The organism is Arenibacter algicola (assembly GCF_018860365.1).
GTDB classification, from domain to species: domain Bacteria; phylum Bacteroidota; class Bacteroidia; order Flavobacteriales; family Flavobacteriaceae; genus Arenibacter; species Arenibacter algicola_B.
The window spans coordinates 487,552-512,370 of the sequence record NZ_JAHKPO010000014.1; the positions used below are offsets into that span (position 1 = coordinate 487,552).

A 24,819-nucleotide genomic window follows, 5' to 3' on the forward strand; every position below is an offset into this window, starting at 1 on the left:
TACGCTTTGGCCACTACATTTGAAGCTTTTTTAAATTTGTGCCGTATCAGAACTAGGAAGGCTTACTCCCCCCCTAGTTCCAATTCTAGTTCTCCGCCTTTCACTAATTGCGAATGCTTAATGGAATAGTCATTTAAAGCCTTTTGGTTCCATTTGGCATTTTTAATTGCCCATTGTTCCTGCCCATTATTTTTAGCCTCTATGGAAAATGATTTTCCAGCAAAATAATCGGGATGAAGGCTAACCTCTACCCTATCAAAAATTGGACTGCCCAACTCATAAGTAGGATCATTTTCCGTTCCTCCGTTCATTTGAAAAAGCCCTATTTTCATTAATACGGCCAAACTTCCCATAAGTCCTTGATCTTCATCGCCATTATAGCCAGTTGCAGGAGAAAGTCCACCAAAAACCTTGCCTACAACCTTTCTGGACCAATATTGTGTTAGATCCGGCCTATCTAACTTATTAAATACAAATGCTGTTTGGATGGACGGTTGATTTCCATAGTTTATAGGAACGCGCCTATATTCCGGGTGTAATTCCTGTGCATGCGAATTGCCCGCTGCAAACCCCAATTTTTCAGCGGTCTCAAATTGTGCGTTCAACTTGTCCACTGCTTTTTCCTTACCTCCCATCAGTTCTGCCAGACCTCCAAGGTTATGGGGTACAAACCAAGTAGATTGTGCTCCGTTAGATTCAATGAATCCGTGTTGGTGTTCGTATGGGTCAAAATCTTTGTACCAAACCCCATCCACATCCTTAGGTCTCATCCAGCCCGAGCTTTTGTCGAACACATTTTTGAAATTTTCAGAACGCCGCAGAAACATATCATAGTCTTCCTTGTGCCCTAGTTTTTTAGCCAATTGTGCCAAAGTCCAGTCTTGGTAAGCGTACTCCATGGTAAGGCTGGCTCCATCCTGATGTCCACCAAAGTTACCTTCTGGTATCGGATAAGGTACGTATCCGTTCTTTAAATAGTACTTGAATCCCCCGCCTAGGGCGGTTTTGTGCTCATAACCGGCCTTTTCCATAATCCCTCCTGGCATATGGTTTTTCTTTAATGCCTGATATATATCCTCCAAATTTTCCGTAACTATACCTTTCTGTATAGCGCTGACAATAAACGGTGTGGATGATGCCCCGGTCATAACATAGGTGTAATTGCCTCCTGAAGGCCCCCGTGGAACTAAGCCACCGTCTTGATAATATTGAATAAGGGAATGAACAAAATCTTCCATAATATCAGGGTAGACCAAGCCCCAAAGCGTATTTATGGTCCATTGGGCACCCCAAAAGGAATCGGAATTATAATGGTTGAACTTTGGTTTTCCTTCTGTATTAAAAGGTATTTGTCCTATTCTGAAGTTATCTCCGGTATTATCGGGATAGGCCCCATTAATATCACTTATTACCCTACGGCCTTGCAAGGCGTGCCATAAGTCTGTGTAAAATCGGCGTTGTTGTGTTTCCGAACCTCCTTCAATTTTGATTCTGCCAAGAAAGCCATTCCATTCCGCTTTGGAATCGTCCACCACCTTTTGAAAATCCCAATGGTTCAATTCCGAATTCATATTGTTAGTGGCATTTGCAGTGGAAGTATACGATATAGCGGCTTTCATTAAGACATCCCGGTTGTTTTCATCTGTAAAAACCAAATAATTACCGGTTTCTGGGTCTTGAGCAATAGCGCTGATTTCCGAGTTCAATTCTATTTTAAAAAAGAGTTTGAAGGGTTTTGGGCGCCTATGGGTTGGGGTCATTTCCAGCTCTCCGGAAAGAGTTTTGTTTCCAATTTTCTCTAAGGTCCCATTTACATTTCCATTAGGACCCAAAAGGGTGTTAAGGTTAAATAGTATTGCCGGACTTCCGTTGGTGGGAAAGGAGTATTTGTGGAACCCGACCCTTTTGGTACTGGTGAGCTCCGCGGTTATTCCTTGGCGTTCCATTTCGACATAGTGATAGCCAGGTGAAACCTTTTCTGCATCGTGATTAAATTTGGAATAAAAATCTTTGTATATCGCAGTCTCGTTTTCGGGGGTAATGCTTACCGGCATTACGGAAAGCCCTGAAATCTGCCAACCGTGTACATGGCTAAATCCTTTAATGGTATCCGTTTTGTATCTATATCCACTACCCCAGGCACCCTTAATTTCTGTGTCTGGACTTAAATTCACCATACCAAAAGGTCTTGAGGCCGAGGAAAAAAAGAACCATCTGGAGTTTTCGGAATCGAGATGTGGATAAACCAGATCTACAGGTGATGCGGTATTTGGCGCTAGATTTTGCGAAGGTGCTTGTTCTGTTTTACAGGAGTAGTTAATTGTTGCCGTAAGTAATCCTATAAGAAGTCCCGAATATAGTTTTTTCATTTGTACACTTTTATAATTTATCCTCTAAACTTAATTTAATTGTGGTTAGCATGTCTATAGTAGGAAAGCCATTATTGGGTCTGCGGATTTCTGGGGAATACCAATTGGCCCACTTTTCCTCCTTATCCCCAGAGTTCCTGTTTTGATAAATGACCTCTAATTTTTGATTTATCTCAGGCCATAGGTCCAAGGCTTGTTTTATGTATATTTTTTTTCCAGTATCCTCATATTGTTTTTTCAACAATGCCATATTATGTAATGAAGCTTCAAACGAGATTAGGTCGTTGTAAAGTAGTGCTGGCAGATAGACATATGAGTAATAGAAATCAGCTTCCAAATCTTTTTTATCCAGTCCTTTTTCAGCGGTCTCCAGGGATTGTTGAATATAATTCTGAGTTTTTTTCACATGTTCCAGGTCATTTTCAACTCTTTTAAAATCATGTGGCACTGGAGTCTTCCCAGGTCTTTCTATTGGGGAGTCCGACAGGTATGAAATAGACTCCCGTATTTCCCATAAATGCTGAACGTATCCAATCCTTCCTTCTTGCGCTTCATGTAACAATTTCATGGAGGATATGGCAGATTCACGTTGATTTTCCTTGAAATATCTTTTGGCCCATTGCTTATAGAAATCGTCATAATCAAAACTGTCGGGATCCTGACAAACGGCACTATAGGCTTCTAGATTAAGTAGGAATGGTCTAAAATTCTGTCCGTTCACCAAGCAATATTTATCAGCATCATAATCTTGGAACATATTTTTCATTACGGTTTCCACAGTTTCAGGATATGGGTTATGTACTGTGTGGTTCAACCAAAAACCGGCATGCATATAAGTTCCAAAATTGTAGCCATCAGTAGTGTTGGGCAAATGTTCAAAATCGCCAAAACCATCATCGGACCATGCCACTATCCAATCTTTTGGAGGTCTAAATCCGTCGTTCCACATCTCCATGCCATCGGAATAACAGATCAATACCTTATCTGCATTGGGTTTATATTGATCCACCAATTCGCCAAACACCTTATACACATCATTGAACACCTCTATTTTATTCTCGCCACAAGTACTTTCATATTCCCAATCCCAGACTTGGTGCCTAGGCCTTAGAATAAATATGTCTGTTTTTTTTAGAGGAGTTTCCTCCAAATAATACTTCCAAGCCTTTACCCACTCCTCTTTATAATCCCTCCAACAGGTAGCCTTGTCCTCGGACATGGGATGTATTTGATATCCCAAAGCGAAATCTATCTGAACTTTCATTCCTTTTTGATGGGCATAATCGATCATCTTATCCAGATATTCTATGTCTATTTGATAATTGGGATTAAGCTCTTTGTATTCCGGACGGATAAAAAATTCTGGTCGTCCCAACATATCAAAAAACTGGATGGCGTTGTAGCGTAATCTAACAAGGGAGTTAATCATTTGGGTATAGCTTTCCCAGTCGTACTCCAATAATTTGCCTCTGTAGTTGGCCAGTTCATCCACGTCGTTTTCGAAATAGCATAGAATGGGAACTTTGGGAGGCGCAATTCTTCGATTTTCAAAATTGACCAAATCCAAGTTCGTTTTCTTTAAAGCTTTCTTTCCTGTCCAATATTCAAGAGGGTCAATACCCAAAATTTCTTTGGAATAGTCGTATACGGCGTACTGAAAACCTTGTACATCCGATCCGGCGAGAACAATGGCCTCCTGCTTATTTTTCAATTTTGTTTTGTGCCATATGCCTCCCCTTGGTCCCGGATTATCTTCAGAAAGAATTATGGCTTTCTTTTTAACCAAGCTGGCTATAAGACTATTGGATTTGGGAGTGCCCAAAATAAATGTAGGTGTGCCTTTTGGAATATTATCAATATCGGAAATTATACGGCCTTCCAGTTCAAGCACTTTTGATAGGTCTGACTTTAAATCTTCGGCAGTACTTATTTCTACCTCGTTTGCTTTATTTCCCAGCACCAAATAATAATGCTCCGTTTGTGGGCTGGAACAGGATGACAGTATTAGCATCCCTAAAAATAGGCCCCAAATGTTTCTTGGTATTATATGGAAGATTTTGATCATTTTAATTCTGCTGTTAAATATACTATCCCTAAGGGAATTGTTCATTGATTTTTAATAAAAATGGACAGGCGAATTAACCTGCCCATTTTTGAAGGGGGAACTAACTCAAAAAAAAACTAACTAATTAATCTGTAAAATTTTAGTAACCTGGGTTCTGTTGTAATGAGCCATCTGAAAGTTCCAATTCCCCTGAAGGAATAGGTCTCAATAAATGAATACTTGGATCAAAGGCTCCATGATCTATTACATGTGGATTGTATAGTCCAATACGTTCCTGAAGTTTCCCAGTACGCTTTAATACCGCCCAGCGATTTGCCTCACCGGCCAATTCCAAAGCACGTTCGTTTAAAATATCATCTATGGTAACTGTGGCATAGGCATTGGCAACGCCAGTAGCCCTTTCACGAACACGGTTGATATGAAATAGGGCTTGGGTAGTATTACCTGCTCCTAGATGAGCCTCTGCGGCCAATAAATGAGTTCCTGAAACCCTAAATACAAAGGTATCGCGCGAACCTCCTTCGGATTCATCAAAATCTACATCGCCAAACTTCTTAAATATTGGGAAATTCGTACGGTTAAGGTTTGAACTGTATTGGTAAATAGCTCCATCAACATTTGCTGGTACACCGAATAAATATTGATCTGGCTGATATACATAATATCTATTTAATTTATCTGCCAACTCTGCCGCATCAAGTGCAACCTTTGGATAATATATCACAGTGTCGCCAGGCACAATAAGGTCGGTTCCGAAATCTGAATTGTAGGTCACACTTTCATTTGCAATTAAAGCTCTGTGCATGGTAGCTTGCTCCCTATCATCATTATCGGTGAACAAAGAGTAAAAGAATGGGGTTGGCATTGCACCAAAATCACTTCTTCCATAAGGATTGGTTCTAGCTATTCCAGGATAATCGTTAACACTGTTCAGGAAAATGGAGTGCTTATTGTTATTTCTATCCGCTGCATCGCCAGAATTTCCGTATTGTATGGCAAATAGTATCTCCGGGTTTACTTGGTTTCCATAGTCAAAAACTTGGTCAAAAGTCTGACTTCTTATATCATAATTGCCAATTGCCTGTTCTGTCAAGGCCGCAGCCGTTGCAAAATCCGAAGAATCGGCAAAAGAAGAATATGCTCTTGTTAAATAAACCTCCGCCAACAAGTGTTGTGCTGCCCTTTTTGAAAATCGTCCTGTTTGCGGGGCATCCATTAAATTTGGAATAGCGGCCTCCAAGTCTGCTATAATCTGGGCATAAGTTTCTTGCTCTGTACTTCTGGCGTAATCGGAACGAATACTATTAGGTTCATCCAATTCCAAAACTACCCCACCGTATTGCTGTGCTAGATTAAAAAATGCCAATGCCCTTAAAGCTTTAGCCTGAGCAATGCCATAGGCTTTATCATCCAATCTGGAATCGCTAAAGTTAATTTCATTTTCATAGCGATTAATAGCTGTATTCGCTTTGGCGATTACATTGTAATTACGGGACCACATACTTCCTCCAACTCCGGAGTTTAGGTCGAAATAATCATTGGTCGAAGAAAAAGAGAACACTTCTCCCTTACTCGTAAAAATATCGGTACCTAAAAATTGTAGACCGTAATCCTTGTATACATTTCGCAAATTGGAGTAGATACCTACTACCAATTGATCGGCCGTATTTTCATCTATAAAGTTTTCACTGGTTATATCGGAAAAAATGTCTTCTTCAATATAACTTTCACAGGCACTGAGGCCAATGAATACTCCCAGTAAAACCAGAACGTATATTTTGTTTTTTATCAGTTTCATCTTGAATATTTTATAAGTTAAAAGGTAAGTTTTAAGCCAAACAATACGGTTTTAACCGAGTATGTCATGTTGTAGGAGTTCTGTAAGCCCGTTTCTGGGTCCGGTCCTTTGTAATCCGTAAATGTAAATGGGTTTTGAACATCCAAAGACAAACGTAGGCTAGACATATTAAATTGGTCCATTAGGCTATCTGAAAAATTATATCCCAGACCGATGTTACCAATACGAACAAAATCGAAATTTTCAAAATACCACTCCCCTGGGTGCCCGTATTCTGGGGCTGGGTATTTTGCATCCGGATTGTTAGGGGTCCAATAATCTAAATCCACTTTATTGAATTTTCCATCATCACCTTGATATGGTGCAAAATGTTGGTAAAATTCAGAATGTCCCAGTACTCCTTGTCTTGTATACATTTGTACACTAAAGTCCAAATTCTTGTAAGCAAAACTGTTGGTCATACCTCCGGTCCACTCTGGTGAAATGGAACCTAAAACTACCTGATCGTCCTGATTGATCAAGTTATCATTATTTTGATCCACATATTTGTATTGACCAGGAACTGCATTATATACAGCTGCATCCGCGGCCTCGTCCAATTGCCATATACCTACTTTATCATATGCATAGATCGCATCAACGGCTTCTCCAATTTTTAGGACTCCGTGACTTCCGAAAGGAATCTCATCCAAATCGCCATCCAATTTTAAAATTTCGTTGGTGTTCTTGGAAAAGTTGATACTGGTCTTCCAAGAAAAGTCCTTTGTTCTTACATTTACGGTGTTCAAGGTAAGCTCTATCCCTTTGTTGCGGACAGATCCAAAATTACCTACAGCACTACCAAATCCGGTTATAGATGACAATTGTCTGTCAAGAATACTTCCTTCAGTTTCTTTGTTATAATATTCAAACCCAAGTCGAACACGGTTATTGACCATGGCAAAATCCAATCCAAAGTTATATTCCTTAGAAATCTCCCATGTTAAATTACTATTCGATAATCCAGCCACTGACTTTCCGTTACCTTGAGCATCACCGAACAAGTAGTTGGTGTTATTCAAGAAAGAAAGTGAACTGTAAGGTTGAACTGTGGTGTCATTACCGGATTCACCATAACTAAGCCTCAATTTTAGATCGTTGATCCAGTCTACGGACTCCATAAAATTTTCTTCACTAACTCTCCAGGCAAATGCTGCAGATGGAAAAAAGTTCCATTTGTTGCCTACTGAAAGTTTGGATGAACCATCATACCTACCTGTGAAGGTAAATAGATACTTGTCCTGGATATTGTAGTTTAATCTCCCTGCAAATGAAGCCAAGGATTGTTTACCGTAAAAACTACCATAATCCCTTATATCGGTACCAGCCTGTGTATTATAGAACAAGTAGGCATCCGTATCAAAATTCCTGGTCTGTATATCACTTCCCTCATTTTGGTTATAGTATAGGGAGGAAATAAGTGTGGTCTTTAAATTATGTCCCTTGAAGAAGTCAAAATCAAAATCCACTATATTATCCCAAGTATAGGAAGTTCTAAATCGGGAATCGTAGTGGGATTGTATCCTACTAGCATCGTTTCTTGAAGATTTAGTGTATAAGCCTCTGTATTCCCCGAACCTAGTAGTGCTGATGTTGGGGGCGAATTGAGTCTTAAAATTGATCCAGCTTGCCGGTTTGTAATTCAAATATACATTGGCAATAACATCTAACGATTTAGTGTTTACCCTCCAAGCACCAGTTGCATCATAATAAGGATTGGCAAAACGCTGATCTTGATCATCCGGGAATAGGCTTACCTCTCCTTCGGGGTCAAAAGAGTTTACGGTTGGGGCCAATCTGAAAGTACTTCTGAATAACTCCCTACTTCCTTCTTCCCTTTCAGAAAGTGCCAAATAGGTTTTTACTCCAACTGTAAGTTGATCGGTCACCTTTTTTGAAAGGGATGCGCTTAAATTATAACGCTCGTAACCTTCAATGCCCATTACTCCTTCATCACTAAGGTACCCTAGGGATCCGTTATACGTTAATCCGTTGCTACCACCAGACATTCCAAGGGTGTGACTTGTCTGAATCCCTGTTTTTCTATAATCGCCCAACCAATCGGTATACCGTCCAGTGGCCACGTTATTGGCTTCTTCATTGGAAGACTGAAATTCCGTAGAACGATCAATAACTGCATTGTTATAGTCGTCCACCGTTCCAAAATTACCATTGGAAAAAAGTCCACGCCAAGCTCTGGCTTTTAAAAGGTCATCTATAAAAGCTACATATTCATCACCGGAATACATATCTGGAATATTAGTGGCGGAACGTAAACCAAAAGTAGATTCATAGGAGAATACTGTCTTTCCTTCTATACCACTTTTGGTCGTAATTATAACCACACCATTGGCGCCACGTGAACCGTAAATAGCTGTAGCTGAAGCATCCTTTAGAATATCCATTTGCTCTATATCCGCTGGATTAAGAATATTGATATCCTCAAAAAACACACCATCAACCACGTATAGAGGTTTAGATAAATCGTCTTCCAGGTTGTCACTAACACCATCTCTACCAGCATTATTGTTGGTGATAACGGTATTACCACGAATTTTTATTGAAAGTGGTGCACCGGGTTTGGAGCTAAGGGCCCTTACATCTACACCAGCAACACGACCTTGCATAGCCTGGCCGATATCAGTTTTTTTCTGTTCGGTCAATGCCTCGGTATTTAAGGAGGCAACCGCTCCGGTTAGGTCACTTTTCTTTACCGAACCATATCCAATAACAACAACTTCTTCAAGACCAGTAGCATCTTCAGCAAGGGTTATGGTGTAATTGGATGAACCGTCCAAGGTAAATTCCTTAGCCACATACCCTATATAGGATACCACCAACCTCGCTTTAGCATCTTTGACATTAATGGAGAAATTTCCATCAAAGTCTGTCACCACTCCATTGTTAGTGCCTTTTACTACTACGTTCGCCCCAGGGAGCGGAACGTTCTGCTCGTCCATTACTGTTCCCGTCACATTGGTCTGAGCCCAGGAAACAGTTGTGATACCCATCAGAAAGACTAGTATCAAAAGTTTAAGTTTCTTCATGTTTAATTGAGTTTGTTTTTTAACTACTGCTAAATTAATGTTAAAGAAATGTGAAGGAATGGACATATTTTCCAAATACATGGAGGAATTGATCAAAATCAATAAAAGAGGGCGTTGAGCCCTCTTTTATGATGATAATTAAAGTGAATTATGAATAGGTTTTTAAGGCATATTGCCAATTTGAAACCTGAAATGTTAAAAATTTAAGAGTTAATTATGTCTGACTGACGACAACATTCTGGAGAACATTTACCATTTTTTTGGTTCTTGAAGTAACCTCCTCATCTGTCCATCCCAATTTGATCAAACAGGATATATTTCTACTTACCCAATGATCGGACTTGGAGAAATCTGAAACCTCATAATTAGGAAGTCCATCTTTAATTTCTTTGGAAAAAACATTGAGACTACTAATGTCCTTTAAATGATCCCATTTTCGGTAATAATGCCAATTATTGTCGAACCAATAAAAACAGGCATCCACGCCATTTTCAGAAAAAGCCTTGATCGTCTTTCTGGCCATTTCTTCTGTTGGCAGATAGAAACTGAGAAAGGAATAGTTCTCAACACCGTTTTTTGGTACCCGCCTAAAGCTAATTCCAGGGATTTTTTCCAAGGCAGAACGTATGATGGAATAATTTTTTTTCTGGGTGGCTATAAAATCGTCCAAACGTTCAATTTGTGCAAGGCCTACGGCTGCATGTAATTCGGAAATCCTGTAGTTATACCCAAGAATGGGATGGTCCTCCGCTCCCCTATCCTTTCCAATATGGTCATGACCGTGATCGGAATATTGGTCGGCACTTTTATAATATTCTTTGTTATTGGTAATAATAGCGCCACCTTCCCCACAAGTAATAGTCTTTACATAGTCGAATGAAAAACATCCCAGATCTCCATAACTGCCCAAAGGTTTTCCTTCATAGCTACCACCAATGGCCTGACAGGCATCTTCCAGTAGAATTAGGTCATGTTTGTCACATATACTTTTTAATGCTGCCAAATCCGCCATGGAACCGCACATATGCACTGGCATCACGGCTTTGGTTTTACTGGTAACGGCCTTCTCAACTGCTACGGGATCTAATGTAAGGGTATCGTCCACATCTACCAAAATGGGAATAGCACCAACGGAGAGGACTGCTTCAAAACTTGCAACAAAGGTAAAGGTAGGCAAAATAACTTCGTCCCCTGCCCCTACTTTAGCACAGGCCAACGCCACTGTTAAGGCGGCGGTACCACTGCTCACCAATTGTGCGTGGTTTACCTGCATGCGCTTTTCCAGTGCCTTTTCCAATTCTTTAGCTTTCCAATGACCATTCCTCATGCCATCAAAACCATACCGCATCAATACTCCTGAATTCAAAACCTCGTTTACTTGTTCGCGTTCCTGGTCTCCAAAAAGTTCAAATCCTGGCATATCTTAATTCTTAATTATTAGGTTATTAAATTGATTTTTTTTGAGATTGGATCAGGGTATATGAATGATGCTTTCATCCAAGTCCCTACGTACTTTTTTTAGGGACGCGAACATATCATCCGTTGCCCTATATCCAACGGGAAGTACTAAGACCGAAGTCAGTTTTAGTTTATCCAGTCCCAATAGTTCATCGTAAGACTTAGGTACAAATCCTTCCATTGGACAGGCATCGATCTCCTCCAAGGCACAAACGGTCAGAAGGGTTCCCAATGCCAAATAAGCCTGATTCGTGGCCCAAACCCTGACCTCCTCAATTTCCTTTTTGGAAAAGGTTTCAATAAGGGCGCCCTTGAAAGGATCAAGTATTTCATCTGAAGTATTTCTAATTTGCTGTACCCTGGCAAAGTAGTCATGAATAAATTTCTTATCAATTTGCTTTTCAATACAAATAACAAAAACGTGCGATGCCTGTGCCACCTGCTTTTGTCCATAGGAAAACTTAACCAATTCTTTTTGCAGTTCCTTATTTTGAACTACTAATAATTTAATGGGTTGTAATCCATAAGAAGTGGCCGTTAAGTTAAAGGCCTGCTTAAGTTTTTCCAGCTTATCCTCCGTCAATATCTTATCGGCATTGAACTTCTTTACAGCATAGCGCCATTCCAATTTCTTGATAATATCCAAAATATATTTTCTTTTAATTAAAAAACCATAGTTTAATGGACATGAAAATGACTACAATAATCAGTAGGATTTTCACGATTTTGTCTCCTTTGTCTACGGACCATCTGCTGGTTAACCATCCCCCGAGTGTCTGTCCTGAGGCCAAAGTTAAGCCTATTTCCCAATCCAACTTACCGTTCAACCCGAAAAGTATTAAGGCTGCACTGGTGTACACTACCATAACCACAGCCTTAATAACGTTCGACTTCATTAAGGTAAGGTGATTGATCGTTGATAATGCCAATAAAACAAAAATACCGGTTCCGGCTTGTATGAAGCCACCGTAAATACCAATAAAGAAAAAGGAGACTATGGCCCAAAACTGTCGTTTTCCCGTAATTATTTCCTCAAAATCATTAATGCGTATTCTGGGCTGTATAAGCATAACAATAACTATAAGGACCATTACAATGGCCAATATCTTATTAAAGGCGTTTTCATTAATATCTATGGCCAGTTTGGAACCAATTAGCGTACCTACCGTGGCTACTATGGAAAGATACAAAATAAACGGACTGGCTATTGTCTTGCCCTTACTCTTATAACCGGCAACATTGGCAATACCTTGGGTAAGGACGGCTATCCTGTTGGTGCCGTTGGCAACACTGGCAGGTAAGCCTAGAAAAATCAGGATGGGCAATGTAAGAAGGGAGCCACCGGCAGCCAAAGTATTTAGCGCACCAACTGCGAGACCTACCAAAGCCAAAAGTACATAATGGTACCATTCTTCCATTAGGCAAAAGTAAGTTCTTGGAAAGAATCTAGCCTAATTTAAATTCTGAAATAAAAATTGCATTTTCTTTTAAAAAGAAAAAAAAGGTTTCTATATTTGCACCCGCTAAGGAGAAATGGCAGAGTGGTCGAATGCGGCAGTCTTGAAAACTGTTGAGGGTCACACCTCCGGGGGTTCGAATCCCTCTTTCTCCGCTGGGAATTTACCAAATTCCAACAAAAGCCCGTAAACATTATGTTTTCGGGCTTTTTTAATTTTCCAAAATATCAAATAAAACCATAAAATATCATAGAAAAGGTGCGGTATTCGGTGCGTATTTTTTAAACAAAATTTACGCACCGAATTAGCTGTAATGGTATAATTTTCAATCGGTTACAAATCATATATTACAATTAATTTTTTATATTTATTCCGCATTTTAAATACGCACCTATGAAAACAACATTCTCAGTTCTTTTTTATCCAAGAGGAAATGATATGGATAATGAAGGTGAGGCCCCTGTTTATGCTAGAATAACCGTAAATGGTAAGCGGAGTGAATTCAGTATTAAGAGGAAGGTACTAAGGACAAAATGGAACGCTTCAGCCGGAAAAATGAAAGGTAATTCGTCTAAGGTTCGTGAATTGAACGCTTATATGGACAAGATTCGTTATAAGATATACCAAATTCATGAAAATCTCATGGATCGTAACGATCCGATTACCGCTGATTTGATTAAGAATATTTTTCTTGGTAAATCAGACAAGGATAAAATGTTGTTAAAAATTTTCCAGGATCATAATGACAAGATAGCTGCATTGGTGGGCAAAGATTATGCTCCTGGCACTGTTGAAAGGTATTGTACGGCCAAAAAGCATGTAGAAGAATATATTAAAAAGGAGTATAAGGTAGAGGATATTCCAATCAAGAAGGTTGATCACGCCTTTATTGATGGGTTTGAGTATTACTTAAAAACTGAACGCGATTGTTCCCATAATACTGCTGTGAAGTATATTACCAATTTTAAAAAGATAGTCCGGATTGCATTTGCGAATGATTGGATCCAAAAAGATCCTTTCCTTCATTGGAAGGGCAGGTTGAAAATTGTAGACCGTGAATTTTTAACCGAATCTGAAATTCAGCAGATGTTGGAAAAGGAAATCAATAATGCCAGATTGGATCAAGTAAAGGATATCTTTCTTTTTTCCTGCTTTACGGGATTGGCCTATTCAGACGTGAAAAAGCTTTCCAATGACAACCTGGTCTTGGGAATTGACGGTGAAAATTGGATAAAAATAAAAAGATCCAAAACGGACACCCGTAGCAATATACCCATCCTGCCTTCGGCACAGGCTATTATTGACAAGTATGCCGAACATCCTGCTATTCTAAACGGAGATAGAATATTACCTGTGTTGAGCAATCAAAAAATGAACGCCTATCTTAAGGAGATAGCTGATCTTTGTGGTATAAATAAAAATTTAACCTTTCATTTGGCCAGACATACTTTTGCCACAACCGTAACTTTGACCAATGGTGTTTCTATTGAATCTGTGAGTAAGATGTTGGGACATAAATCCTTGAAAACCACCCAACATTATGCCAAAATACTTGATAGAAAGGTAAGTGATGATATGAAAATGTTGAGGAAGAGATTAAATTTTAATAGCTAGATCATAGCTGTAACTTAGAAACATTTTTTTGTCCTCTATTTTGATCTTAAATCAATCTTTATACTTAAGGGTGTACATTCCTCTTGAGGGATTATCTAAAACCCCTTGCGTCTTTAATAAGGAAATATAGGCCATGATCGTGCTATATTTCATTTTAGGATAATCTTTTTTGATGAGTTCTACCAACTGAATTTTTTTAAGGATATTTTGATCCAAAAAATAAGACTGTACCTTAAGTTTAAATAAATTATTCAAAATCAATTACTTAATTTAAAGCTTAACTAAATTTATAAATATTTATAGAATTATTGGAAATTTATTATGAGATTTTTAACGTCTTTACCCAGGCAATACAAGTTGTTGTTTAGCGATTGGGGCAATTTTCCTTTTTAATAAGAACATCATGATGACAGTTGGAGGCTATATTTGTTATTCATAAGTTAAGACTTGAAAAATAAGTTTGTATAACGAATCTATTTTTCAAACTTCAAAAAAAGAGGACGTAGGGGTGCGTCCTCTTTTCTATTTATCATTGTTCATGTTGTCAGTCTTAAAAAGTAACAATAACAATTCGGGGCTGATTTTTTTATATACCATCATCTTCATATACTTTTTGATTGAATCTTATGATGAGTTCCTCCAAAAATCGTGTCTTGCTATCTTTTCTACTTTTTATCTCAGCATAGGTTTTATAAATGTTGTCCAAACGAATATTGAACAAGTCCTCAAATGCCGATGCAATACCTTTTATATCTTCCTTGCCATTGTTAACCGCTGAACTGGAGTAAAGCGCATATATCAATTCTGTTAAGGCTGCTTTGGAGGCACTCCAAACCAATGCCCTCTTGGGCTTCTCAATCTGCAAAGCTTTGTGTTTCTCTAATTTTAATAGTTTTATAAGTTTCTGGAGGTATAGGATAAACTTATTCATTCCCTTTATTCTTGCCCATAGCATATCGTGAGAAGTAAAGAACTTGGGATCCAGATAACAGGCTTCTGGTAGGGAGTAAAGGGGAAATACTTGGTTAGACCTTGTAAAATATTGAACGTCCAGGTAGGTAAGTTCTTGTTCCATATAATGGACAAAGTCCCAATTTCTATTGAAGAATTTATTGATGCGCTTAATTTTCTTTTCCAAAAAGTTCAATTGATTTCCAAGACCTATCTTGGGCATCAAGAGTTCACAAGACCTGACTTCGCTAAAATAGACCAGATAGCTCAAGGGCTCGGATTTTACCCTTTTAAAGAAATATATTTCTTCCTCAATGGATTTGAAACCTTTCTTTTCCACTATTAATTTCAGCAAATAAAGGGCATTATTGCTCAGATGAATTCCTTCATTGCTTTTTTTTAGGTCTATCCTTTTACTTGGTAGAATTTCCTCCAGTTTCTCAAAATAGCCATCAATAATGTGCTTGAATCGATTATCCATCCTACTAACTTTTAATGCTATGTTGGTGAAAAGCAATTCAGAAGATTAAGTTCAGGTAAATTATATTTTAGTGGGGCTAATTCATTATTTCAACTGCTGTTTTCGAGCATCCCTACCAATTCCAAATTAAAATTGTCCTTGGATTGGACATAGGCAATCTGTGATATGGTCATTGCCCCAAGCTTTCTTTTTTCAAAGGCAGAAGTCATTCCAAAGGGTATTTTTTCAAATCCTGTCGCCCCTGCCCTCTTTATGGTCTGGTATAATAGCTGACGATATACCTGATGAACTTTGGCATATTCATAGTCCATTCCAATAAAGGCAGGAACATAGGCATTATCAATATTCTTGTAACAAAACATTACTCCTACCACCAGCTCCCTGCCATCCTTGGCAAATGCTGCCTTAAGGCTAAGTATTATAAACTCCCAACCTGGGTGATCGCTCATTATTTGAAATATTTTTTTCGGAAACGGAAAGGTATTGAGGCCTAGATTGTTTTGCCTAACATTTTCCATTAGATCATAGAAATTGTTATGTTGATTAGGTTCGATTTTATCCGTGACCACTACTTTAAATCGTTCTATATAAGGCTCAATATCTTTTCTAAAATGACTTCTGGAGCGTTTGGATAGGTTTGAAATATAGGTAGTGTTATCTTTCCAGTTGAGATTGGATATTTTGCTGGAGTCCGGCATTGACACTTTTATGAAACCATGATTATGGAAAAACTCATTTAGTTTTTCGTCCTTGATAAAATCCCTGAACACTAACATTTTGGCATTGAATTTACGATCCAACTTTTCCAGTTCGTCAAGTAATTGGAGTAAGGCTTCATGCCATAATGGATGGGAGGTGTCCAAATATAAGTGCTTACCTTCCGTAAACAATGAACCCATCCCAAGAACATGCGAAGTCATGTGGTAGGGATGTTGTTTTCTCATTTCCTCTACTTTCTGGGAGACCGATTCCGGAGCCAACATATCGTCCTTCCAAAGGGAGTAGGTAAAAAAAGTGGCCAATATAGGCTTGTCCAATAGGTCTTGAACAATGTAATAATGGAATTTCCAATTTTCCTCCTTTTTCTTGTTCTTTGAAAAAACCGCTTCTAGAAATCGGAGACCTTCCCAATCGAAAGTGCCGTATTTCCCTAACAAACCATCCCACTGATTTTTTGGTATTTTGAAAATACTATTGGCATATTGCACATTGAGTGCAATTTTAGGCTTTGTGTCAATTTTTCCTTTTTCAATTACTGCTAGTTTAAATGCCGATCTTACTGTTTTATCCGTCGTATTGGTGGCTTCCAAAGCACGGGGATAATGATATTGCATGGCTTCCACCAAACCTTTGATTTCTTCCTTTTGATTGTGCCTTGAAATAGTAATGCGTACACCCGTATTTTTTACAGGTACGGCAGGGAATAATCCTAAATTGACAAAATATCCTTCCTTCATCATGCGGTTTACAAAATTATATCCCGTTACCGGCATTCCGGTGCCTATATAGAATACTGGTGAATTGTTATGTTCGACCAGTGGGAGGTCCGATTCGGAAAGGAGCATATTAAAATACGCTATACGATCCATAAGATCGGCCTGTAAGGAATAGATTTCGGAAGATAAATGTATATCAGCGGAGGCAATCGCGGCTGCTACTGATGCTGGTTCCAATTGGGCAGAAAAGGTCAAGGGTCCGCCAAAGTTTTTAATTTTTGCGTACATTTTTGCATTGGCGCATGTAAATACGGAACCACTTGCGCCAAATGTCTTACTTAAAGTTCCAAAAAGCAATACCTGTTCCGGTAGCTCCTTTAAAATGTCCAGGACATATCCCGTACCATTCTTCCCGATCCAGCTCATGCCGTGCACATCGTCAAAATATAAGTGTAGTTGATGATATTTGTTGCAAAGCTCCATAAGCTCCATCACTGGAGAAACATCACCGAACATGGAATATACTCCATCTGCCATGTACCAGATCCTCTTATATTTAGAAGAAAGTTTTCTAATTTTGTCCTCTAGCATTTCCAGATTATTGTGCCTGATCATATCTATGGGAATGCTCCTGGCTTTTAGAAGTTTTGCGGCACTTTGTACACTCCAATGAACTTGGTGATCTAAAATTATGGCATCTTGATCCTCAACGGCACTGGGTATGACTCCCAAATGTCCCAAAGTGCTGTTTTTAGTAATAATAACAGGACTGGAATACATTTCAGTTACCTTGTCCTCCAATGTCTTGTACAAGGGGTGTGAGATATAGGTTTTGGAGAGCGGAAATTGGGTCCCGTACCTATTGATGGCGTCCACAGCTGCTTTTTTTAATCTTGGATCTTGTTCCAAACCGAGGTATCCGGTAGTTCCGAAATGAAATAAATCCTTATCCCCTATTCTTATATGTCTCCCGGTAAACCGATCACCTTCTGCATACAGATGTAATATCCCCTGCTTTTTGGCATCGTTAAATACACTATCTACGGTATCAAGAAAATTATTGGGTTTTATCTTTGCCATTTTCAAGTTGGTTTATGGGTTATTCAATTATCGTACAATCAATTTTAGACCTATAAACTACATAAAATCAAGGCTATAAACCTAGCTATTGCTATCCGGGAACTATATTAAATCCTTTATAGATCATTAATAATCCCTTACAGATAAGTTCTGAAGCATTTTATCGATATTCCTACAGAATTTGTATAAAAATTATTACTTTGAGTTGCATTTTTGGAAAGTTACCATGAAAAAAAGTTTCGAAAATGAATATGCTGAGTATGGTATAGATAATGGAATAGTCCGATTTATTTACAAGCAAAATATTGCGATTCAATTGGCCGGTGCCATGGAAATAGTGTCGGATCGTTTAAAACTGCAAAAAGGCAGGGCATATCCTATACTCTGTGATATTCGAGGCATAATAGACATAAATAAAGATGCCAGAAGATTTCTGGCTAACGAAGGCTCGTCGCTTACAATAGCCGTAGCTTTTATTTCCGATAATCCCTTATCCCAAATTTTGACCGATCTATACATGTTGGCCAATATGCCCCCTATTCCCACTAAGGTCGTAAGCAGTGAGTTGGAAGGATTACAATTCCTATCTGACTTTATCGAATGATGGTAGCAACTAAATCTGAATAGAATATAGTGTCCATAAATAGTAAGTGCAATTGGGTAAAATAGCCGATATCTATGGAAAATGTAACATACAATGGCAGGCTAAATAAAGTATTTCAACTCTTGATCGAAATATCAAGGGGTAACTTTTCTTATCGGTTAGAAAGAACGGATAAGCGGGACGAGCTGGAGGCTCTTACTGCCATAGTGAATATTGTTGCCGAAGAAATAAAGGATTCCTTTTTACATCAGGGGTATGTTAATATGCACGACTCGTATATGCATTTGGTGCAAATGATTTTTTTCTTGGATAAGAACTTCAATATAAGCTATGCAAATAAAGATGTCACCCAATTATTACATTGGGAAAGTAAAGAGTTACTTGATCTACCCTTGGTAAATCTACTTGAAAAAGAATCGGCCATAAAATGGGTCGATTATACAAAATCGCTAAGCTCGGACCATGATTTTGATAGTAATCTAAGGCTTGTATTTAAGACTAAAGTGAATTTGCAGTTTCCAGCATATTGTAAGATAGTTGAGCTCCCCGAAGAGAAATATCCTAAAGCCAGGTATATGCTATTGTCATCGGATATTATAAAAAACACCAAACTTTACGAAAGAAAATTACAATCCAAAATATTAAAACAGATACGACTTCCTAGAGCCAAACATTCTTTGGTTGAAAAGTCATTCTTAAACGTATCCGATCTGGAAACTTTTAGGGCCATTGGAACCTATCTCAAAAACAATCTAGATAAAAATGCCCCATCCCTTCAGGAGTTGGCCCATGAATTTGGCACTAATGAGTATAAACTAAAGAAAGGTTTTAAGGAGTTGTTTGGAATGACGGTGTTTCAGTTTCTAAAAAATGAGCGACTTAGAAATGCGCATGTTTTGGTGAAAAGTTCCAATGAACCTTTTAAACGCATTGCACGGCAAAATGGATTTAAGAATGCTACCCATTTTTCAAGGGAATTTAAAGCAAGGTATGGATACACGCCTAGAGACCTAAGGCTCAACTCCTGACCGCAACACAATATTTCAACTAATCCTTTTCAGAACAGTTATTATCCCAGAGAGATAAATCAACCAGCTTAATTTTATACCATTCAATATCAAAACGATACAAATGATATGAAATGGTATCAAAAGCATAGGGAGACAATTGTACAAACGGCCTGTTTGCTGTTTATTGTACTATTTGCTTATGCCGGACTTACCAAACTCCTGGAAGGGCATCTGTTCTATGACAGTATCAGGAATTCGCCCATACTTGGGGGCAAGGCCATGGCTTCCTTGGCTTCGTGGGCCCTACCGTTATCGGAACTGGCTGTTGCCCTGTTATTGATTTGGAAAAAAACGAGATTGATAGGTCTTTACGGGGCAGCAGTTCTGATGCTCCTGTTTACCGGCTACACCCTGGCCATTGTCTTTTTTGCCCCCTATAGGCCCTGTTCCTGTGGGGGCGTTATCTCGCTACTGTCCTGGGAACAGCATTTGGTGCTCAATGCGATATTGCTCCTATTGGCCCTAATGGCTATATGGTCCTCCCTCAAAAATAAGGGGATACCCTGGAAGAAGACCCCTCAAGGCCGATAAATGGTCATGGGACCACAAATAAAAAGTAAAATGATGAAGATATTTTGTTGCGCGACAAGAGCAGGGGGAAGACCGAAAACCTGTAAAAGAGTAGGCACTTATTATTAATTAAAATTATAGTATCATGAAAAATTTAAAATTGATATTAGCGATGTTGGCATTTATTTTTGCCATTGGATTGTCTTTTGCGTTCATGGGCGACACTGGATCCGGAGCTTGGATCAATTATAATGGTGTACCCACTGAATTGGAACTGGATCCTTGTCAGGGAAACGGGAATGATTGTAAAGTCGTCTTTGAAGACGACCCCAATCAAACAGAATACACTGTTTACACTGACGATACTCTTTCACAAACCAGAAAGAGCAATAATCCTGAGCCCTATATTATACCTTGAGCAGGGCAATAACGCAATGAATTATTAGGAAGAAACCCGGAAAGCTATTGCTTCCCGGGTTTTTACTGTTTTAATTAGGTGAAGTAAGTATATTACTTCACCATAATATTCGGAGTATCCTTGTTTTTCAAGACAAACTCAAAAAGGTATTCATCATTTAAATATTTTTTTGCAGTTTCCATAATATCCTTTGTTGTAAGGGTCTTGACAAAATTTTCCACTTCATCTGGGTTTACCCAAGGCTCCCCAAACCGATATTGCTCATATAATTTTACTAGTGTTTTTTTATTTCGCTGGAGGTTGGCCTTACTATATTTAGGATAAAGAAATCGCAAAACAGCATCATGAAAAATTCCCTCGTTCACCGGAGTATTTTTTAATTCATGAATAATATTCTTAATATCCGATTTTACAATTTCTAAATCTTCTGGTGAACTATCGACATTGAGAGAAACAACATTGCGTTGTAGACATTTGTTAACATAACCACTTGACCTAGGAAAGTAAACCGCACGTTTATTTAAGTAACGTAATTCACGCAATCTAAAAGATACCACCTTAGCCAATGCATCTACTCTAATTTGTTCCTGCCATTGGTCAATATTATCTGCCATTCTGATATATTCCATTTTTATTTGTACTTTTTCTAGTGGGCCGATTGGAACTAAATCAATATATCTGGGGCCTTCCGGTAGGGTCTTTCGGATCCTTTGATTGTCTCGGACTTCTAGACCATTTGTTCTGTTTGGCAAATTTCCCAAGTATTTGATTACCAAGGACAGTACTTTGTTCTCAGGAAAGTTACCGTTGATCAAAAAAGTAAAATCACTTGCTTGGCCAAATAGCAAGTTGTAAATTTCATAGGCCTTGTTCCAATCCGTATATTTTAGCCCTTTAAATCGTTTTGTCCCCTGGGGACTTATGGTACTGTCCTGCAAGTGCTCCTGGATAGAAGTGTTCATATCCTCTGCAGGAATACTATATGTGGGGTTCAAATAAGCATTGCGCTCCAATTCCTTCCAGTCCTTATATGCGGCTATATCCTTTCTAGGGTCAGTAAAGTATAGGTATATAAGTTGAAATATACTTTCCAAATCTTCTAATGCGGCTTCACCTTTAATTCCCGTTTCGTAATAATCAATATAGGGGTGTACCCCATAAGGGAAGCTTGTCCCAGAAAGGACATGTTCCAAATCAAACTTATCCATTGTACCGACCCCTGCATTACGTACAATATCAGGTGCAAAAATAGCGGAGAAATATTCTCGCTTCGGAAAGCTGGATGCTCCTTTGGTACTAAAGCCATGAATTTGAATTTTTTCTTTACGGCCGTCCTTCGATGGCTCGCCGGACTGCAATACTACTTTCATCCCATTCTGCAGCACCACTTCCTTGATTTCCATTCCGGGTTTTTCATTTCTGGAGGTAATACTGACTATCCCCTTTTGTTGCAGTAGTGCAGATTGTTTGGCTTCTATGATTACATTGGGCCTATCATTCGGGTTATGTTTGTTGTTTGGAACCTCCTTTGCTTTCTGTATCCATTGTTCTAGCTCTTCCCTAGAATAACTATTTGCTTTATGACCTATAGGAGCAATTATTGCTATATCTTCTGGTATATCATCAAGAAAATCATTGACCATATTATTGAATTTCTCCAAGGATAGGTTGGTCATCCATTTTTCTAGATGGGCTGTTTTATCCTTGGGCAACGCTTCTCCCTCTACAAAGTGATTTTCTATTTGCTTTACCCAATAATAGGGTGAATGATCATTGGTATCGTCCAATTGTTGTAACCGGTATTGTCTGGCTTTTTTCCACTCGGCTTGGGTAAAACCGTTATTCCTTATCTCCCGTAATATACCAAAAGCGGTTTGGACCCCTGGCTTTTCCTTTCCCTTTTTGGTAATGACCCTTATTTCCATAGCTGAAGGATTGGCTTCTATGTGGTTGTAAATTTTGTAGGGTAAATTATAATGTTTTAGTGCTTGGCCATATCTTTCCCTTAACAGCTCTTGAAATAGACTCTTGGCCAGTTTCCACTCAAGGCCTTGCCAAGTACTTTTATTATAGTCATTATCTCTAATGAAAGCACGAATGGTTACTTCTTCATTCTCAATGGCCAAATCTTTGTAGGGGTTTTCAAGAACAATAAACTGTTCAGGTCTGTTTAAGTAATCTATTTGGCAATTCTGCCAAGGCCTTGGGTTTTCAGGGCTTTTAATATCAGAAAATCTTGTCTGTATTTTCCTTTCCAAAGCATCGACATCATCAATATTGCCCACTACGGTCAGCGCTGCCATATCCGGGCGATACCAATCGAGATAAAAGCGACTCAAAGCATCAGGGTCGAAGGTCTGAATATATTCTCTAAAATCGACCGGATGGGGCTGTAGGACCGAACACCCCACAATATGGGACATCATGGTATTGTCCACATAATTTTTTTTGCCATCCCTAAGGACATACTCCTGGAAAAAAGCCTTACGCTCCCCATCAACATCCTCTTTACGGAATTCCACATTTCCAGAAACAATATCATGAAAATAAAGTAACCCGGTATCCAAGGCCCTGACACTTCCAGTGGGATGGTCAAACCAATAATTGGTATTGGTCCCGTCTGTCCTGGCGCTTATATCGTTTAACTTCATATCCAAGGATTTCAATAGATCTGGTGCATAGAGTATATTGGTGAAATTTTTAGTTCGGATATGCGGCATATGTTCCGTAAAATGGGCCAATTGCGATTGATCAGCATCTTCTTGAAATGTTCCAGCTTTTATGGTGAGGCGCATATAGGTCCTTGGATTCGGAGTGGCAAGGGACTTTATATAATAGGTAAAACCGTTTTCCAAACGTCCATATCTAATTCCTGGATCCAACGGTAATGGGTCCACCCTACTTTTTGTAATCTGTGCTTGTATTAGGATGCTGATCACTAAAAAAATAAGTAATAGCCCAGATGTTATTGTTTTGTTTATCATGTCTAGAAAAGCTTTTATAATTAATAACCTGGGTTTTGATCTAGGTTAGGATTTTTTATTCTATCGTCCTCGGGTATTGGGTACAGTGTATCCGTATCTTGCCAATTTGGGCTTTTCAGTTTTAAAACGGTAGCTGTATTATTTGTTCGCCTAAGGTCGAACCACCGATGTCCCCATTCGGCGAACAGTTCTGACCTGCGTTCTTCCAATACCATTTCCAATACCTCCGCTTCAGAGCTATTAGGGGCGGTTTCTGCGGCAGGTTCCAATCCTGATCGTTTCCTTATCACATCCAAATCGGTTATTGCTCCTATCAGATTACCTTGTTTGGCCCTTGCTTCCGACCTTATCAGGTATTGTTCGGCCAATCTCAGAACCATGGAATATTCAGTAATATCACCTCCAGACGCATCGTATTGGACCTTGTATTTATTAGGGAAATAGTATATCCCTGTATCATCCGTATACATGCCTACCCAATGTTGCAAACGCTCGTCCCCTACATCCCTTGAATCAATGAAACTATTGGACAATGCCACCGGCGTTAGGGTTGTAGGCGTCTTTATAAAAAGGTTGCCTTCATTGGTATGCGTAAAACTATTGCCACTGCCTACAGGGGAAATCTGCCAAATGCCCTCGCGACTATTGGCCAGAAAGACGGAGTCATGATTTTCGAGAATTTCATAGGTAGCGTTTTCTTCGATGACCAGGCTGCTGTAATTCTCGGCCTGTTGCCAATTCTTCAAATAGAGATAAACCCTTGCCAACATTGCCATGGCCACAAATTTGTTGGGCCTGGTCCGTTCATCTTCCGGATACGATGTTTCAAGTAGGGCAATAGCATCTTCTAGGTCCGTTAGTACCTGTTGGTAAACATCATCCGAAGTATTCCTTGGCGCAACCGCATTGATCCGGTAATCTGTAGTCAATAACAGAGGGATATCTCCATATATAATGGCCAAATGAAAATTGGTAAAAGCTCTTACAAATTTGGCTTCCCCCTCTATACGGTCCCGAACATCTTCTGACAGTGAGATGGAGCCTTCAATTCCTTCCAGAATCGAATTGAGCATATAAATCATATTGTAAGCACCTGACCAGAGATCCTTATTGAAGCTATTGGCTACGGTAATATCATTCTCTGCAAATTCCAGAATTTCATCGGTAGACGAAGTTGTTTGAAAATTATCAGCGGAGAGGCCGGCCAAAAAGGTCACAGAACGATTCCCGCCCGATGAAAAAGATGTATTGAACAACTGGTTGTAGATTCCGTTGATGGCATTTATCGCTGTTTCGTCATTGGCAAAAACAGTTGTGCTGGCTATCCTGTGGTCGGGAACTTCCACATCCACAAAGCGCTCACATGATCCTAGCGGGAACAGGAGAACTGTCCCTATTGCAATTATATATTCGATTTGAATCTTTAATTTCATAAGCA

Annotated in this window: 16 protein-coding genes and 1 tRNA gene; 6 read left to right on the forward strand and 11 right to left on the reverse strand. The window is 39.1% G+C overall.

All coding sequences use genetic code 11. From position 1 onward, the window contains the following. Positions 1-62 precede the first annotated feature (62 nt). The 7 genes from KO529_RS13365 to KO529_RS13395 form a co-directional block, all read right to left on the reverse strand. On the reverse strand, positions 63-2,369 hold the full coding sequence (locus KO529_RS13365; protein ID WP_215948373.1) for a GH92 family glycosyl hydrolase: 2,307 nt from the start codon (positions 2,367-2,369) through the stop codon (positions 63-65). 10 nt (positions 2,370-2,379) lie between these two features. Continuing rightward, on the reverse strand, positions 2,380-4,434 hold the full coding sequence (locus KO529_RS13370; protein ID WP_215948374.1) for a glycosyl hydrolase 115 family protein: 2,055 nt from the start codon (positions 4,432-4,434) through the stop codon (positions 2,380-2,382). A gap of 139 nt (positions 4,435-4,573) precedes the next feature. Continuing rightward, positions 4,574-6,232: a RagB/SusD family nutrient uptake outer membrane protein gene (locus tag KO529_RS13375; protein ID WP_215948375.1), complete on the reverse strand. Its 1,659-nt coding sequence runs from the start codon at positions 6,230-6,232 to the stop codon at positions 4,574-4,576. 17 nt (positions 6,233-6,249) lie between these two features. Then, entirely contained in the window at positions 6,250-9,318 is a 3,069-nt protein-coding gene (locus tag KO529_RS13380) for a SusC/RagA family TonB-linked outer membrane protein (protein WP_215948376.1), read from the reverse strand. Positions 9,319-9,532: 214 nt separating this feature from the next. Continuing rightward, positions 9,533-10,738: a DegT/DnrJ/EryC1/StrS family aminotransferase gene (locus tag KO529_RS13385; RefSeq protein WP_215948377.1), complete on the reverse strand. Its 1,206-nt coding sequence runs from the start codon at positions 10,736-10,738 to the stop codon at positions 9,533-9,535. 51 nt (positions 10,739-10,789) lie between these two features. Continuing rightward, the gene (locus tag KO529_RS13390; protein WP_215948378.1) at positions 10,790-11,422 is read right to left on the reverse strand and encodes an NAD(P)H-dependent oxidoreductase; all 633 of its coding nucleotides are present in this window, start codon (positions 11,420-11,422) and stop codon (positions 10,790-10,792) included. Between the two features lie 13 nt (positions 11,423-11,435). Continuing rightward, positions 11,436-12,194 (reverse strand): sulfite exporter TauE/SafE family protein, encoded by a 759-nt coding sequence (locus KO529_RS13395; protein WP_215948379.1) that lies wholly within the window; start codon positions 12,192-12,194, stop codon positions 11,436-11,438. A 109-nt stretch (positions 12,195-12,303) separates the two neighbouring features. Here KO529_RS13395 and KO529_RS13400 point away from each other — a divergent pair. Next, positions 12,304-12,388 (forward strand) — tRNA-Ser (locus tag KO529_RS13400). A gap of 238 nt (positions 12,389-12,626) precedes the next feature. Beyond that, positions 12,627-13,847: a site-specific integrase gene (locus KO529_RS13405; protein WP_215948380.1), complete on the forward strand. Its 1,221-nt coding sequence runs from the start codon at positions 12,627-12,629 to the stop codon at positions 13,845-13,847. 586 nt (positions 13,848-14,433) lie between these two features. On the opposite strand, the gene KO529_RS13410 is transcribed toward KO529_RS13405, so the two are convergent. Both KO529_RS13410 and KO529_RS13415 read right to left on the reverse strand, forming a co-directional pair. Next, entirely contained in the window at positions 14,434-15,279 is an 846-nt protein-coding gene (locus tag KO529_RS13410; RefSeq protein ID WP_093979785.1) for an RteC domain-containing protein, read from the reverse strand. 89 nt (positions 15,280-15,368) lie between these two features. Beyond that, on the reverse strand, positions 15,369-17,795 hold the full coding sequence (locus KO529_RS13415; protein WP_215948381.1) for an aminotransferase class I/II-fold pyridoxal phosphate-dependent enzyme: 2,427 nt from the start codon (positions 17,793-17,795) through the stop codon (positions 15,369-15,371). Between the two features lie 226 nt (positions 17,796-18,021). On the opposite strand from KO529_RS13415, the gene KO529_RS13420 reads away from it, so the two are divergent. The 4 genes from KO529_RS13420 (at position 18,022) to KO529_RS13435 (ending at position 20,397) form a co-directional block, all read left to right on the forward strand. Continuing rightward, positions 18,022-18,399 carry a DUF7793 family protein gene (locus tag KO529_RS13420; RefSeq protein ID WP_215948382.1) on the forward strand — a complete coding sequence of 126 codons (378 nt, stop codon included), beginning with the start codon at positions 18,022-18,024 and terminating at the stop codon, positions 18,397-18,399. Positions 18,400-18,473: 74 nt separating this feature from the next. Next, complete coding sequence (locus tag KO529_RS13425) at positions 18,474-19,427, forward strand: helix-turn-helix transcriptional regulator (RefSeq protein WP_215948383.1); 954 nt, start codon at positions 18,474-18,476, stop codon at positions 19,425-19,427. Positions 19,428-19,535: 108 nt separating this feature from the next. Further along, a complete protein-coding gene (locus KO529_RS13430) occupies positions 19,536-20,000 on the forward strand; it encodes a MauE/DoxX family redox-associated membrane protein (RefSeq protein ID WP_215948384.1) in 465 nt (154 codons plus the stop codon). A gap of 124 nt (positions 20,001-20,124) precedes the next feature. After that, positions 20,125-20,397: a DUF6520 family protein gene (locus tag KO529_RS13435; protein ID WP_215948385.1), complete on the forward strand. Its 273-nt coding sequence runs from the start codon at positions 20,125-20,127 to the stop codon at positions 20,395-20,397. Between the two features lie 92 nt (positions 20,398-20,489). Here KO529_RS13435 and KO529_RS13440 read toward each other — a convergent pair whose 3' ends face one another. Together KO529_RS13440 and KO529_RS13445 are read right to left on the reverse strand one after the other, a co-directional pair. Further along, on the reverse strand, positions 20,490-23,381 hold the full coding sequence (locus KO529_RS13440) for a M16 family metallopeptidase (RefSeq protein WP_215948386.1): 2,892 nt from the start codon (positions 23,379-23,381) through the stop codon (positions 20,490-20,492). Between the two features lie 20 nt (positions 23,382-23,401). Beyond that, a complete protein-coding gene (locus KO529_RS13445) occupies positions 23,402-24,814 on the reverse strand; it encodes a RagB/SusD family nutrient uptake outer membrane protein (protein ID WP_142188836.1) in 1,413 nt (470 codons plus the stop codon). Positions 24,815-24,819: the final 5 nt, after the last annotated feature.

What these genes read in the sequence shown, in the direction of transcription:
- KO529_RS13365 (WP_215948373.1), bottom strand. Translation starts at nt 2,369, where the DNA reads ATGAAAAAACTATATTCGGGACTTCTTATAGGATTACTTACGGCAACA.
- KO529_RS13370 (WP_215948374.1), bottom strand. Translation starts at nt 4,434, where the DNA reads ATGATCAAAATCTTCCATATAATACCAAGAAACATTTGGGGCCTATTT.
- KO529_RS13375 (WP_215948375.1), bottom strand. Translation starts at nt 6,232, where the DNA reads ATGAAACTGATAAAAAACAAAATATACGTTCTGGTTTTACTGGGAGTA.
- KO529_RS13380 (WP_215948376.1), bottom strand. Translation starts at nt 9,318, where the DNA reads ATGAAGAAACTTAAACTTTTGATACTAGTCTTTCTGATGGGTATCACA.
- KO529_RS13385 (WP_215948377.1), bottom strand. Translation starts at nt 10,738, where the DNA reads ATGCCAGGATTTGAACTTTTTGGAGACCAGGAACGCGAACAAGTAAAC.
- KO529_RS13395 (WP_215948379.1), bottom strand. Translation starts at nt 12,194, where the DNA reads ATGGAAGAATGGTACCATTATGTACTTTTGGCTTTGGTAGGTCTCGCA.
- KO529_RS13405 (WP_215948380.1), top strand. Translation starts at nt 12,627, where the DNA reads ATGAAAACAACATTCTCAGTTCTTTTTTATCCAAGAGGAAATGATATG.
- KO529_RS13410 (WP_093979785.1), bottom strand. Translation starts at nt 15,279, where the DNA reads ATGGATAATCGATTCAAGCACATTATTGATGGCTATTTTGAGAAACTG.
- KO529_RS13415 (WP_215948381.1), bottom strand. Translation starts at nt 17,795, where the DNA reads ATGGCAAAGATAAAACCCAATAATTTTCTTGATACCGTAGATAGTGTA.
- KO529_RS13420 (WP_215948382.1), top strand. Translation starts at nt 18,022, where the DNA reads ATGAAAAAAAGTTTCGAAAATGAATATGCTGAGTATGGTATAGATAAT.
- KO529_RS13425 (WP_215948383.1), top strand. Translation starts at nt 18,474, where the DNA reads ATGGAAAATGTAACATACAATGGCAGGCTAAATAAAGTATTTCAACTC.
- KO529_RS13430 (WP_215948384.1), top strand. Translation starts at nt 19,536, where the DNA reads ATGAAATGGTATCAAAAGCATAGGGAGACAATTGTACAAACGGCCTGT.
- KO529_RS13435 (WP_215948385.1), top strand. Translation starts at nt 20,125, where the DNA reads ATGAAAAATTTAAAATTGATATTAGCGATGTTGGCATTTATTTTTGCC.
- KO529_RS13440 (WP_215948386.1), bottom strand. Translation starts at nt 23,381, where the DNA reads ATGATAAACAAAACAATAACATCTGGGCTATTACTTATTTTTTTAGTG.
- KO529_RS13445 (WP_142188836.1), bottom strand. Translation starts at nt 24,814, where the DNA reads ATGAAATTAAAGATTCAAATCGAATATATAATTGCAATAGGGACAGTT.